The organism is Rhodoferax sp. SPJ4 (assembly GCF_058216275.1).
Genome location: NZ_JBYZMN010000001.1, coordinates 899,557 through 912,621, shown reverse-complemented (window position 1 = coordinate 912,621; position 13,065 = coordinate 899,557). Strand labels below are relative to the sequence as shown.

The window sequence follows — 13,065 nt, the reverse complement described above, 5'->3', positions numbered from 1 at the left end:
TGTGGGTGGGGTTCAGCGGTACTTGGCGTCGGCCGCCTTGTTGGCGGCGATGGCGCTTTCGTAACGGTCGCCAACGGCCAACAGCATGTCCTTGGTGAAGTAGAGGTCGCCCCGCTTCTCGCCGTGGTATTCGAAGATGTGGGTTTCAACGATGGAGTCGACCGGGCAGCTCTCTTCGCAGAAGCCGCAGAAGATGCACTTGGTCAGGTCGATGTCGTAGCGGGTGGTGCGGCGCGAACCGTCGGCCCGCACATCGGACTCGATGGTGATGGCCATGGCCGGGCACACCGCTTCGCAGAGCTTGCAGGCGATGCAGCGCTCCTCACCGTTCTCATAGCGGCGCAACGCGTGCAGGCCACGGAAGCGCGGCGAGATCGGGGTTTTTTCTTCCGGGAACTGCACCGTGATCTTGCGACGGAAGGCGTGTTTGCCGGTCAGCGCCAGGCCCTTGAACAGCTCGACCAGCATGAAGCTGGACAAAAAGTCCTTGAGGGAAAAGGCGGGAGATGCGAGGGCACTCATGGGCAGCTCCTTATTTCCAGATGTTGAACGGGGTCTGCATCCAGCCCCCCACGACCACCAGCCACACCAGCGTGACCGGGATGAAGATCTTCCAGCCCAGACGCATGATCTGGTCGTAACGGAAGCGCGGGAAGGTGGCACGCACCCACAGGAACATGGTGACCACGCAGAAGGTCTTGCCGAACAGCCAGACCCAGTTCCACAGCCAGGCCGAGGCCTCGATCCAGGCCGGCGTGCTCATGCCAAAGGCGCTGAACGACACCGGTGCGGCCCAGCCGCCGAGGAACATGATGGCGGCCAGGGCCGACACCAGGATCATGTTGGCGTACTCGGCCAGGAAGAACATGGCAAACGCCATGCCCGAGTACTCGACCATGTGGCCGGCGACGATTTCCGACTCGCCTTCCACCACGTCGAAGGGATGGCGGTTGGTTTCGGCGATGCCGGAGATGACGTAGACCACGAAGATGGGCAGCAGCGGCAGCCAGTTCCACGACAGCACGTTGACGCCCATGGCGGCAAAGTAGCCGGTGTTCTGCGAGGTCACGATGTCGGTCATGTTCAGGCTGGCCGATACCATCAGCACCACCACCAGGCAAAAGCCCATGGCGATTTCGTAGCTGACCATCTGGGCCGAGGCCCGCAGCGCGCCCAGGAAGGCGTACTTGGAGTTGGACGCCCAGCCGGCAATGATCACGCCGTAAACCTCCATCGAGGTGATGGCCATGATGAACAGCAGGCCGGCATTGACGTTGGCCAGCGCGGCATCGGGACCGAAGGGCACGACCGCCCAGGCCGCCAGCGCCGGCATGATGGTCATGATGGGGCCAATGAAGAACAGGTTGCGGTTGGCCGCGGCCGGAACAATGATTTCCTTGGTCAACAGCTTCAGCGCATCGGCAATCGGCTGCAGCAGGCCCAGCGGACCGACGCGGTTGGGGCCGATGCGGATCTGCATCCAGCCAATGGCCTTGCGCTCCCACAGCGTCAAGTAAGCCACGCAGCCCATCAGCGGCAGCACCAGGGCCACGATCTTCAGCACGTTCCACACCACCGGCCAACCCATCTCCACCCACCAGGGGGCGGCGATCAGGCCTTGGCCCAGACCAAACAGAGCGTCGATCATGCGGCCACTCCCTCATGCGCGGCGCTTTTGGCGTCGGCCGTGCGCTGCAGCGACGGCGAGCGACGGACCAGGCCGTCCAGCTGGTAGATGGAGGCCACGCAAGGCGCGGCGGTGGCGGGCGTCAGGTCGATGCCGGCCGAGGTGGTGTTGGACAAGGCGGCGACCAGATTAGCCGGCAAGGCCTTGGCGCGCACGTCCTCGACGGTTTCGGCGTCAAAGCCCGGCAGGCCCAGCAGCGAACCCAGCACGCGCAGCACCTTCCAGCCGGGGCGGGTTTCGCCCAGCGGACGCACCACACCGTGGAAGCTTTGCAACAGGCCTTCGGCATTGACAAAGCTGCCGGCGGTCTCGGTGAAGGGGGCGATGGGCAGCAACACGTCGCTGATGTCCAGGTTGGTTTTGAACGGGCTCAGCGTCACCACCATCTGGGCGTGGCCCAAAACGGCGGCATTGGCACCGGCGGCGCTGTCCAACACCGGTTCGGTATTCAGCAGCAGCAAGGCTTTCAGGGCCTTGCCGGACAGCATCTGGCCGGCGTTCAGGCCAGCGGCCTGCGGCTGGGCACCGACCAGCTGCGCACCGACGGTGTTGGCGGCTTCGGTCAAATAACCGACGCTGGCACCGGTTTCGGTGGCAATCCACTGCGCCAGCGCCAGCAGGCTGGAGGCCTTCGCATGGTGGGCGGCGGCGTTGCCGAGCAGGATGGCTTTGCGCTCACCGCCCAGCAGCGCGCGGGCCATGGTGGCACCGGCCTGGGCGTTGCCCGCGGCGGGGGCGGCCACGCCCTTCTCGGCGGCCACGGCAGCGGCCACGTCGGCCAGGGCCTGCACCCACTCGGCGGCAGGCGCCAGCTGGGTGTGGGCAATGGGCAGGGCCCAGTCGTTGGCCTGGTCGTTCAACACCACCACCTGGGCGCCCTTTTTGACGGCCTGGCGGATGCGTTGTGCGAACAGCGGGTGGTCTTTGCGCAGGTTGGAACCCACGACCAGCACGCGCTGCAGATGGGACAGCGAGGCGATCGAGGTGCCCAGCCAGCGGGCGCCCTGGGCGGCCGGGAACTCGGCGTGGCGCAGGCGGTGGTCGATGTTGTCGCTGCCCAGGCCACGCACCAGCGCGGCGACCAGCGACAGTTCTTCGACCGTGCTGTGCGGGCTGACCAGCGCGCCGATGGCGGCGGCGCCATGGTCGGCCTTGATCTGTTTCAGGCCATTGGCCACGTACTCGAGGGCGGTCTGCCAGTCGACGGTTTTCCACGCGCCGCCCTGCTTCAGCATGGGCGCGGTCAGGCGGTCGTCACCGTTCAGCGCTTCGTAGGAGAAGCGATCACGGTCGGCAATCCAGCATTCGTTGACGGCTTCGTTTTCCAGCGGCACCACACGCATGACCTTGTGATTCTTGACCTGAACAATCAGGTTGGCACCGGTGCTGTCGTGCGGGCTGACCGACTTGCGGCGGCTCAGCTCCCAGGTGCGGGCGCTGTAGCGGAAAGGCTTGCTGGTGAGCGCGCCCACCGGGCAGATGTCGATCATGTTGCCCGACAGCTCGGAGTCCACGGTCTCATTGAGCACGGTGGTGATTTCAGCGTGTTCACCGCGGTGCACCATGCCCAGCTCCATCACGCCGGCCACTTCCTGGCCAAAACGCACGCAGCGGGTGCAGTGGATGCAGCGGCTCATCTCTTCCATGCTGATCAGCGGGCCAACGTCCTTGTGGAAGACCACGCGCTTTTCTTCCTCGTAGCGCGAGGTCGAGCCGCCATAGCCCACGGCCAGGTCTTGCAGCTGGCATTCGCCGCCCTGGTCGCAAATGGGGCAGTCCAGCGGGTGGTTGATGAGCAGAAACTCCATCACCGACTGCTGGGCCTTGATGGCCTTGTCGCTCTTGGTGCGGACGATCATGCCCTGCGTCACCGGCGTGGCGCAGGCCGGCATGGGCTTGGGTGCCTTTTCGATGTCCACCAGGCACATGCGGCAGTTGGCCGCGATGCTGAGCTTCTTGTGGTAGCAGAAGTGCGGAATGTAGGTGCCGGCCTTTTCGGCCGCCTGCATCACCAGGCTGCCTTCGGCGACTTCCACCTTCTTGCCGTCGAGTTCGATTTCAACCATATGCTTTTCCCGCGCTCAAGGCTGCGCCGCAGCCTGGGGCGACTTGTGTTGGATCAGGGCTTCAAACTCAGGGCGGAAGTGCTTGATCATGGCGCGCACCGGCATGGCCGCCGCGTCGCCCAGCGCACAAATGGTGCGGCCCTGGATGTTGTCGGCGATCGAGTTCAGCAAATCCATGTCGCTGGACTTGCCATCGCCACGGTGCACCTTGTCGACCAGGCGCCACAGCCAGCCCGTGCCTTCGCGGCAGGGCGTGCACTGGCCACAGGACTCGTGCATGTAGAAGTAGGACAAGCGCTTGAGCGATTCCACCATGCAGCGCGAGTCGTCCATCACGATGACGGCGCCCGAGCCCAGCATGGAGCCAGCCTTGGCGATGGAGTCGTAGTCCATCGTGCATTCCATCATGATGGCCGCCGGCAGCACCGGGGCCGACGAGCCGCCGGGGATGACGGCCTTCAGCTGGCGGCCCTTGCGCACGCCACCGGCGAGTTCCAGCAGCTTGGCGAACGGCGTGCCCAGCGGCACCTCGTAGTTGCCCGGCAACTCCACATCACCCGACACCGAGTAGATCTTGGTGCCGCCGTTGTTGGGCTTGCCACATTCGAGGTAGGCCTGGCCGCCGTGGCGGATGATCCAGGGCACGGCCGCGAAGGTTTCGGTGTTGTTGATGGTGGTCGGCTTGCCGTACAGGCCGAAGCTGGCCGGGAACGGCGGCTTGAAGCGGGGCTGGCCTTTTTTGCCTTCGAGCGACTCCAGCAAGGCCGTTTCTTCGCCGCAGATGTAGGCACCAAAACCATGGAAGGCGTGAAGCTGGAAGTTGAAGCCGCTGCCCAGGATCTTGTCGCCCAGGTAGCCGGCGGCACGGGCTTCTTCCAGCGCTTCTTCAAAGCGGTCGTAGGTGTCGAAGATTTCACCGTGGATGTAGTTGTAGCCCACGCTGATGCCCATGGCGTAGGCGGCAATCGCCATGCCTTCGATCACGATGTGCGGGTTGAACTGCAGGATGTCGCGGTCCTTGCAGGTGCCGGGCTCGCCCTCGTCCGAGTTGCAGACCAGATACTTCTGGCCCGGGAACTGGCGCGGCATGAAGCTCCACTTCAGGCCGGTGGGGAAACCGGCGCCGCCGCGGCCGCGCAAGGCCGATTCCTTGACGGTGGCAATCACCTGGTCCTGGGTCATGCCCTCACTCAGGATTTTTTTCAGGGCCTGGTAGCCACCGCGGGCCTCGTAGTCTTTGAGGCGCCAGTTGGTGCCGTCAAGGCCGGCATAGATTTGCGGGTTGATGTGGCGGCCATGGAAACAGGTTTGCACCCCTGTGGCCTGGAACTGCGAGAGCACTTGCTGCGCGTTCATGCGTTGGCCTCGGCTTTCTTCAAACCATCGATCAGCTGGTCGAGCTTGTCGTTGCTCATGAAGCTGCACATGGTGCGGTCGTTGACCAACATCACCGGCGAATCGGCGCAAGCGCCCAAGCACTCGCTTTGCTGCAGCGTGAACAGGCCGTCGGCGGTGGTTTCGCCCATGTGAATGCCCAGCTTCTGCTCCAGGTGGTGCAAGGCCTTCTGGCCGTCGCGCAGCTGGCAAGGCAGGTTGGTGCAGACGTTGAGCTTGTACTTGCCCACCGGCTGCTGGTTGTACATGTTGTAGAAGGTGGTGACCTCGTGCACCGCGATAGGCGCCATGCCCAGGTGGGCGGCAATCGCCTTCTCGCTCTCGGCACTCACATGGCCTTGTTCCTGCTGAACAATCGCCAGACAGGCCATCACCGCCGACTGCTTCTGGTCGGCCGGGTACTTGGCCACTTCCCGGTCGAACCGGGCGCGGGTTGCTTCAGAGATCATCGGTCAATTTCTCCAAACACAATGTCCATCGTTCCAATGATGGCCACCGCATCGGCAATCATGTGGCCACGGCCCATCTCATCAAGCGCCGCCAGGTGGGCGAAACCGGGGGCGCGGATCTTCAGCCGGTAAGGCTTGTTGGCGCCGTCACTCACCAGGTAAATGCCGAACTCGCCCTTGGGGTGTTCCACCGCCGCATAGGCCTCGCCTTCGGGCACGTGGAAGCCTTCAGTGAACAGCTTGAAGTGGTGAATCAGGTCTTCCATGTTGGACTTCATGGACTCGCGCGGGGGCGCGGCAACCTTGTGGTTGTCGGTGATCACCGGGCCGGGGTTGACGCGCAGCCAGTCGACGCATTGCTTGATGATGCGGTTCGACTGCGCCATCTCTTCCATGCGCACCAGGTAGCGGTCATAGCAGTCGCCGGTCTTGCCGATCGGCACGTCGAAGTCAACCTTGTCGTAGGCGTCGTAAGGCTGCTGCTTGCGCAGGTCCCAGGCGACGCCCGAACCGCGCAGCATGGCGCCGGTGAAGCCCAGGTTCAGCGCCCGCTCCGGCATGACCACGCCGATGCCCACGGTGCGCTGCTTCCAGATGCGGTTGTCGGTCAGCAGCGTGTGGTACTCGGCCAGGTACTTGGGAAAGCGCTGGGTGAAGTCGTCGATGAAGTCCAGCAGCGAGCCGCTGCGGCCGTCGTTCAAGGCCTTGATGGCCTTGGCGTTGCGCACCTTGCTGGGCTGGTACTGCGGCATGCTGTCGGGCAGGTCACGGTAGACACCACCGGGACGGAAATAGGCCGCGTGCATGCGCGCACCCGACACCGCCTCGTACATGTCGAACAGGTCTTCCCGTTCGCGGAAAGCGTACAAAAAGATGGTCATCGCGCCGCAGTCCAGGCCATGGCAGCCCAGCCACAGCAAATGGTTCAGCAAGCGGGTGATTTCCGAGAACATCACGCGGATGTACTGGGCGCGGATGGGCACATCCACACCCAGCAGCTTCTCAATGGCCAGGCAGTAGGCGTGCTCGTTGCACATCATGGACACGTAGTCCAGCCGGTCCATGTAGGGCAGCGACTGGATGTAGGTCTTGCTCTCGGCCAGTTTTTCGGTGGCGCGGTGCAGCAGGCCGATGTGCGGGTCGGCGCGCTGGATGACCTCGCCGTCGAGCTCCAGCACCAGACGCAGCACGCCGTGGGCGGCCGGGTGCTGCGGACCGAAGTTCAGGGTGTAGTTCTTGATTTCAGCCATTACTTCAGACCACCGTAGTTGTCTTCACGGATGATGCGCGGCGTGATTTCGCGCGGCTCGATGGTCACCGGCTGGTAGATCACCCGCTTCTGCTCGGGGTCGTAGCGCATTTCCACATGGCCCGAGGTTGGGAAATCCTTGCGGAAGGGGTGGCCGATGAAGCCGTAGTCGGTGAGGATGCGGCGCAGGTCGTTGTGACCCTCAAAGACGATGCCGAACAAATCGAAGGCTTCGCGTTCGAACCAGTTGGCGGCGCTCCAGATGCCGTTGACCGAGGCCACCACCGGAAAGTCGTCGTCGGTGGCAAACACCGTCAGACGCACCCGCTGGTTCAGCGTCACCGACAGCAAATGGCACACCACCGCGTAGCGCGCGCCGGCCCACTGGCCGTCCTTGTACTCGGAGTAATCGACACCACAGAGGTCCATCAGTTGCTCGAACTGGCAGCCCGGTGCGTCGCGCAGGGTCTCGGCCGCAGCCAGGTAGTCGGCGGCCGACACCACCACCGTCACCTCACCCAGACGGGTGCTGATGCGCTTGGCCTTGTTGCCCAACGCAGCCGCCACAGCGGCCTGCGTGGACGCAGCATCCACAGAATAAACAGTCATGTTGGAACCTCAGGCGCGCGCGATGGTCTGGGTGCGGCGGATTTTTTGCTGCAGCTGGATGATGCCGTACATCAGCGCCTCGGCCGTGGGCGGACAGCCCGGCACGTAGACGTCAACGGGCACGATGCGGTCACAGCCGCGCACCACCGAGTAGCTGTAGTGGTAGTAGCCGCCGCCGTTGGCACAAGACCCCATGGACAGCACCCAGCGCGGCTCGCTCATCTGGTCGTAAACCTTGCGCAAGGCCGGTGCCATCTTGTTGCACAGCGTGCCGGCCACGATCATCAGATCGCTCTGGCGCGGGCTGGGACGGAAGACCACGCCGAAACGGTCGAGGTCGTAGCGGGCCGCGCCCGCGTGCATCATTTCCACCGCGCAGCAGGCCAGACCAAAGGTCATGGGCCACAGCGAGCCGGTCTTGGCCCAGTTCACCACCGAGTCGTAACTGGTGGTGATGAAGCCCTCTTTGAAAACGCCTTCAATGGCCATCGTGCAGTCCTTCGCTCATTCCCAGTCGAGGGCGCCTTTTTTCCACTCGTAGGCGAAGCCTACGACGAGGATGCCCAGAAACACCATCATGGCCCAGAAGCCCGTGGCGCCGATCTCCTTCAGCGCAATGGCCCAGGGAAACAGAAACGCAATTTCGAGATCGAAAAGAATGAACAGGATGGCGACCAGGTAGTAGCGCACATCGAATTTCATGCGGGCGTCTTCAAAGGCCTCGAAGCCGCACTCGTAAGGGGAGTTTTTTTCGCCGTCGGGGCGGTTGGGACCGAGCAGAAAGCCCAGCGCCTGGGGCACGATGCCCACACCGATGCCGACCAAGATGAACAACAGGACGGGGAGGTATTGATCGAGGTTCATCTTGGGGGTCTGATCACCACTGGGCCCGCGGGCTGCGGGCATTCATGTTGGTGCCGTCGGCGAGACTCGAACTCGCACAGCTTTCGCCACTACCCCCTCAAGATAGCGTGTCTACCAATTTCACCACGACGGCGGTTTTTGCTGACTGGATGGCGTGAGGAGCCCGAGGGCGTTTTGCTTGTCCAGCCAGCCCTAGAGTTTACCCTCAAATGGCGCGTTTCCCGGGCGGCGGACGCGCAATTTGTGCCGCTGTTCAGCGGACAGGAATCTGGCCCGCGCCCGAAGCGGCTTTGGCAGGCGCCGAAGCCGCCGGTGCCGGGCTGGCCGTACCGGGAATCTGGCCGGCGGCGCCGGCTTCCGAGGCGGCCGTGGCCGGTGCGGTGACGGCCGCACCTTGAAGCACGCTGTTGCCCGAGGCCGCAGGCCGCAGGTTGCCGAAATAGGCCAGCATCAAGGTGCAGACAAAGAACAAGGCCGCCAGCACCGCCGTGGTGCGCGACAAGAAGTTGGCACTGCCGCTGGCGCCGAACAGGCTGCCCGAGCCGCCGCTGCCAAAGGCCGCACCCATGTCCGCACCCTTACCGTGCTGGATCAGGATCAGGCCCACCATGACGATGGCAGACAACATCTGCACCGCCAACAAAATGTTCAACAAAACGCTCATCTCATTTCTCCTAAAGGGGTTCGGCGGTGCGCGCTCAGCGGGCGGCCGCGATGATGGTCAGGAAGTCGGCCGCCTTCAGGGCGGCGCCGCCGATCAGACCACCGTCAATGTCGGGCTGGGCCAGCAGCACCGCGGCATTGGCCGCGTTCATGCTGCCGCCGTACAAAATCTTCACCCGCTCGGCATGGCTGGATGCCGCCTGCAGCTGGGCCCGCAGCACCGCATGCACCTGCTGGGCCTGCTCGGGCGTGGCGGTCTTGCCGGTGCCGATGGCCCACACCGGCTCGTAGGCCACCACGATCTCGCTGATGCAATGGCCGTTGGTGTGGATCACCGCGGCCAGCTGGCGCTTGACCACCTCTTCGGTGTGGCCGGCTTCACGTTCGGCCAGCGTCTCGCCGACACAGACGATGGGCGTAATGCCCGCGGCCAGCGCACGCTGGGCCTTGGTGGCCACCAGCGCATCGGTCTCACCGTGGTACTGGCGGCGCTCGGAATGGCCGACGATGGCGTAGCGCACCGCAAAGTCGTGCAGCATCGCCGCCGACACCTCGCCGGTGTAGGCACCGGCCTCGTGGGCCGACACGTCCTGTGCGCCCAGGGCCACCGCGCTCTGCGCGGCCAACAGACCAGCCACCTGGGCCAAATAGGCCGCCGGCACACACAGCGCCACCTCACAGGCCGGTTGGCCCGCGCCGGCCAGCACGGCCTGCACCAAAGCCTGGTTGGCGGCCAGGCTGCCATTCATCTTCCAGTTGCCGGCGATCAGCTTTCGGGTCATGCAGAACTCCAGGTCAAAACAATCTTGCCCACATGCTGGTTCGACTCCATCAGCGCATGGGCCTGCGCCGCCTGCGAGGCGGCAAACACCTGGTGCACCACGGGACGCACCAGGCCTTGGGAAAGCCAAGGCCAGACCCGCGTGCGCAGGGCCTGGGCAATGGCCGCTTTGAAAGCCAGCGGCCGGGCGCGCAGCGTCGAGCCGGTGACGGTGAGGCGTCGGCGCAGCACCTGGCCGGCGTCGAACTCGCTCTTCACACCGCCCTGCACCGCGATGATGACCAACCGGCCGTCGTCGGCCAGGCAGGCGATCTCACGCGCCACATAGGGGCCGGCCACCATGTCCAGCACCACGTCGGCGCCGCGGCCAGCGGTCAGGGCCAGCACCTCGGCCGTGAAGTCTTGTGTGCGGTGGTTGATCGCATGGTCGGCCCCCAGGGCCAGGCAGGCGGCGCATTTGTCGTCGCTGCCCGCGGTGACGATGACCGTCGCACCGGCCGCCTTGGCCAGCTGGGTGGCCGCCACGCCGATGCCGCTGGTGCCGCCCTGCACCAGCAGGGTCTCGCCAGCTTGCAAGCGGCCGCGGTCAAACACATTGCTCCAGACGGTGAAAAAGGTTTCGGGCAGCGCAGCGGCCTCGACGTCGCTCAGGCCCGCCGGCACCGGCAGGCATTGGCCGACTGGGGCCACACACCATTCGGCATACCCACCACCAGCCACCAGCGCACAGACCCGGTCCCCCACGGTCAGACCGGCCTGGGCCATGGCCTGGGCGTCGCCCGAGTCAACGACCCCGGCGATCTCCAAACCAGGAATGTCGGACGCCCCCGCGGGTGGCGCGTAATGCCCCAGCCGCTGCAGCACATCGGGCCGGTTGACCCCGCTGGCGCTCACCCGCACCAGCACCTCGCCCGCCCCGGCCACCGGCCGCGGGCGCACCCCCACCTGCAGCACGTCTGGCGTGCCGAAGCGGGTGATTTCAATGGCGTTCATGGCCGGTGGGTGCGGTTTCAAGGCATGGCGCGCGGTGGCGACCACGCGCCACCGGCGAAACGGCTCAGTGAGCTCCGTCGTTGTAGGCCGGACGGTCCAGCAAGGCCTTCATGGACAGCTTGACGCGGCCCTTTTCGTCGGTCTCCAGGACCTTGACCTTGACGATCTGGCCTTCGCTCAGGTAGTCGGTGACCTTCTCCACGCGCTCGTGGGCGATCTGGCTGATGTGCAGCAGGCCGTCCTTGCCGGGCAACAGGTTGATCAGCGCGCCGAAGTCCAGGATCTTGGTGACCGGGCCTTCGTAGACCTTGCCGATTTCAACTTCGGCGGTGATCTGGGCGATGCGCTGCTTGGCCACCTCGGCCTTGGCGCCGTCGGTGGCGGCGATCGTGATGGTGCCGTCTTCCTCGATGTTGATCTGGCAGCCGGTTTCTTCGGTCAGCGCACGGATCACGGAGCCGCCCTTGCCGATCACGTCACGGATCTTCTCGGGGTTGATCTTCATGGTGTACAGCTTGGGCGCGAAGTTGCTCACCTCGGTCTTGGCTTCGCCCATGGCTTGCTGCATCTTGCCCAGGATGTGCAGGCGCGCTTCCTTGGCTTGCGCCAATGCGACCTGCATGATTTCCTTGGTGATGCCCTGAATCTTGATGTCCATCTGCAGCGCGGTGATGCCACCGGTGGTGCCGGCGACCTTGAAGTCCATGTCGCCCAGGTGGTCTTCGTCACCCAGGATGTCGGTCAGTACGGCAAAACGGTTGCCGTCCTTGATCAGGCCCATGGCGATGCCGGCCACATGGGCCTTCATCGGCACGCCGGCGTCCATCAGGCTCAGGCAGCCGCCGCAGACCGAGGCCATCGACGAGGAGCCGTTGGATTCGGTGATTTCCGACACCACACGCATGGTGTAGGGGAAGTCTTCCTTGCTCGGCAGCACCGCGGCCAGCGCGCGCTTGGCCAGGCGGCCGTGGCCGATTTCGCGGCGCTTGGTGCTGCCCATGCGGCCCACTTCGCCGGTGGCGAAGGGAGGCATGTTGTAGTGCAGCATGAAGCGGTCTTCGTACTCGCCGGCCAGCGCGTCGATGCGCTGGGCGTCGCGTTCGGTGCCCAGCGTGGTGACCACCAGGGCCTGGGTTTCACCGCGGGTGAACAGGGCCGAGCCGTGGGTGCGCGGCAGCACGCTGTTGCGGATTTCGATGGGGCGCACGGTGCGGGTGTCGCGGCCGTCGATGCGGGGCTCACCCTGCAGGATCTGGCTGCGCACGATCTTGGCTTCGATGTCGAACAGCATGGATTCGACCTTGACCGAATCGAACTCCACGCCATCGGCCTTCAGGCCGGCCATCACGGCGGCGTAGGCTTCGCGGCAGGCCTGGGTGCGGGCCTGCTTGTTGCGGATCTGGTAAGCGGCGCGCAGCTTGTCTTCGGCCAGCGCACCGACCTTGGCGATCAGCGGCTCGTCCTTGGCCGGCGCTTGCCAGTCCCAGACCGGCTTGCCGGCGTCACGCACCAGTTCATGGATGGCGTTGATGGCGATGTTGGCCTGCTCGTGGCCGAACACCACGCCACCCAGCATGACTTCTTCCGACAGCTGTTGGGCTTCGGATTCGACCATCAGCACGGCGGCTTCGGTGCCGGCAACCACCAGGTCCATCTGGCTGTCCTTGCGCTGGGTCTGGCCCGGGTTCAGCACGTAGGCGCCGTTGATGTAGCCCACGCGGGCCGCACCAATGGGGCCAGCGAACGGGATGCCGGAGATGGCCAGCGCGGCGCTGGAAGCAATCAGCGCGGCGATGTCGGCGTCAACTTCCGGGTTCAGCGACACGGTGTGGATGACCACGTGCACTTCGTTGTAGAAGCCTTCGGGGAACAGCGGGCGGATCGGGCGATCGATCAGGCGGCTGGTCAGGGTTTCGTGTTCGCTGGGCTTGGCTTCGCGCTTGAAGAAGCTGCCGGGGATCTTGCCGGCGGCGTAGGTCTTCTCGATGTAGTCAACGGTCAGCGGGAAGAAGTCCTGGCCGGGCTTGGCCGACTTGGACGCCACCACGGTGGCGAGCACCACGGTGTCATCGATGTTGACCAGCACGGCGCCAGAAGCCTGGCGGGCGATTTCGCCGGTTTCCATGGTGACCTGATGCTGGCCCCACTGGAAGGTCTTGGTGACTTTGTTGAAAATGGACATGCGATTCTCCTGTGGTTGGCGGGGTTATGGCCACCCCGCTTGGCCTGAAGCCCACAACACAGAACACGATGCCATCCCAGTGGGGTTCGCGGCAGACCCGCAAGCACCATTGGAATGACACAGCTTC

Annotated in this window: 13 protein-coding genes and 1 tRNA gene; all 14 read right to left on the bottom strand. The window is 64.7% G+C overall.

The window, feature by feature from the left end; translation table 11 throughout:
* Positions 1 to 12: 12 nt before the first annotated feature.
* The 14 genes from nuoI to pnp all read right to left on the bottom strand — a co-directional run bounded on the left by nuoI (position 13) and on the right by pnp (position 12,938).
* Positions 13 to 522 carry an NADH-quinone oxidoreductase subunit NuoI gene (gene nuoI / locus AC4BAR_RS04570; RefSeq protein WP_490626621.1) on the bottom strand — a complete coding sequence of 170 codons (510 nt, stop codon included), beginning with the start codon at positions 520 to 522 and terminating at the stop codon, positions 13 to 15.
* A 10-nt stretch (positions 523 to 532) separates the two neighbouring features.
* Complete coding sequence (gene nuoH / locus AC4BAR_RS04565) at positions 533 to 1,648, bottom strand: NADH-quinone oxidoreductase subunit NuoH (protein ID WP_490626620.1); 1,116 nt, start codon at positions 1,646 to 1,648, stop codon at positions 533 to 535.
* Positions 1,645 to 3,753: an NADH-quinone oxidoreductase subunit NuoG gene (gene nuoG, locus AC4BAR_RS04560; RefSeq protein WP_490626619.1), complete on the bottom strand. Its 2,109-nt coding sequence runs from the start codon at positions 3,751 to 3,753 to the stop codon at positions 1,645 to 1,647. The genes nuoH and nuoG overlap by 4 nt, the downstream gene beginning before the upstream one ends.
* Positions 3,754 to 3,768: 15 nt before the next feature.
* The gene (gene nuoF, locus AC4BAR_RS04555) at positions 3,769 to 5,109 is read right to left on the bottom strand and encodes an NADH-quinone oxidoreductase subunit NuoF (protein WP_490626618.1); all 1,341 of its coding nucleotides are present in this window, start codon (positions 5,107 to 5,109) and stop codon (positions 3,769 to 3,771) included.
* On the bottom strand, positions 5,106 to 5,597 hold the full coding sequence (gene nuoE, locus AC4BAR_RS04550; RefSeq protein ID WP_490626617.1) for an NADH-quinone oxidoreductase subunit NuoE: 492 nt from the start codon (positions 5,595 to 5,597) through the stop codon (positions 5,106 to 5,108). The genes nuoF and nuoE overlap by 4 nt, the downstream gene beginning before the upstream one ends.
* Positions 5,594 to 6,847 carry an NADH-quinone oxidoreductase subunit D gene (locus AC4BAR_RS04545; protein WP_490626616.1) on the bottom strand — a complete coding sequence of 418 codons (1,254 nt, stop codon included), beginning with the start codon at positions 6,845 to 6,847 and terminating at the stop codon, positions 5,594 to 5,596. Before AC4BAR_RS04545 ends, nuoE begins: the two co-directional genes overlap by 4 nt.
* A complete protein-coding gene (locus AC4BAR_RS04540) occupies positions 6,847 to 7,455 on the bottom strand; it encodes an NADH-quinone oxidoreductase subunit C (RefSeq protein WP_490626615.1) in 609 nt (202 codons plus the stop codon). The genes AC4BAR_RS04545 and AC4BAR_RS04540 overlap by 1 nt, the downstream gene beginning before the upstream one ends.
* 9 nt (positions 7,456 to 7,464) lie before the next feature.
* Complete coding sequence (locus tag AC4BAR_RS04535) at positions 7,465 to 7,944, bottom strand: NuoB/complex I 20 kDa subunit family protein (RefSeq protein ID WP_490626614.1); 480 nt, start codon at positions 7,942 to 7,944, stop codon at positions 7,465 to 7,467.
* A 15-nt stretch (positions 7,945 to 7,959) separates the two neighbouring features.
* Positions 7,960 to 8,319 carry an NADH-quinone oxidoreductase subunit A gene (locus AC4BAR_RS04530; RefSeq protein ID WP_490626613.1) on the bottom strand — a complete coding sequence of 120 codons (360 nt, stop codon included), beginning with the start codon at positions 8,317 to 8,319 and terminating at the stop codon, positions 7,960 to 7,962.
* 48 nt (positions 8,320 to 8,367) lie between these two features.
* Positions 8,368 to 8,452 (bottom strand) — tRNA-Leu (locus tag AC4BAR_RS04525).
* 120 nt (positions 8,453 to 8,572) lie between these two features.
* The gene (gene secG, locus AC4BAR_RS04520; RefSeq protein ID WP_490626612.1) at positions 8,573 to 8,983 is read right to left on the bottom strand and encodes a preprotein translocase subunit SecG; all 411 of its coding nucleotides are present in this window, start codon (positions 8,981 to 8,983) and stop codon (positions 8,573 to 8,575) included.
* Between the two features lie 34 nt (positions 8,984 to 9,017).
* Positions 9,018 to 9,764 carry a triose-phosphate isomerase gene (gene tpiA / locus AC4BAR_RS04515; RefSeq protein WP_490626611.1) on the bottom strand — a complete coding sequence of 249 codons (747 nt, stop codon included), beginning with the start codon at positions 9,762 to 9,764 and terminating at the stop codon, positions 9,018 to 9,020.
* Positions 9,761 to 10,756 (bottom strand): NAD(P)H-quinone oxidoreductase, encoded by a 996-nt coding sequence (locus tag AC4BAR_RS04510; protein WP_490626610.1) that lies wholly within the window; start codon positions 10,754 to 10,756, stop codon positions 9,761 to 9,763. Before AC4BAR_RS04510 ends, tpiA begins: the two co-directional genes overlap by 4 nt.
* 64 nt (positions 10,757 to 10,820) lie before the next feature.
* Positions 10,821 to 12,938, bottom strand: a complete 2,118-nt coding sequence (gene pnp, locus AC4BAR_RS04505) for a polyribonucleotide nucleotidyltransferase (protein ID WP_490626609.1) — start codon at positions 12,936 to 12,938, stop codon at positions 10,821 to 10,823.
* Positions 12,939 to 13,065: the final 127 nt, after the last annotated feature.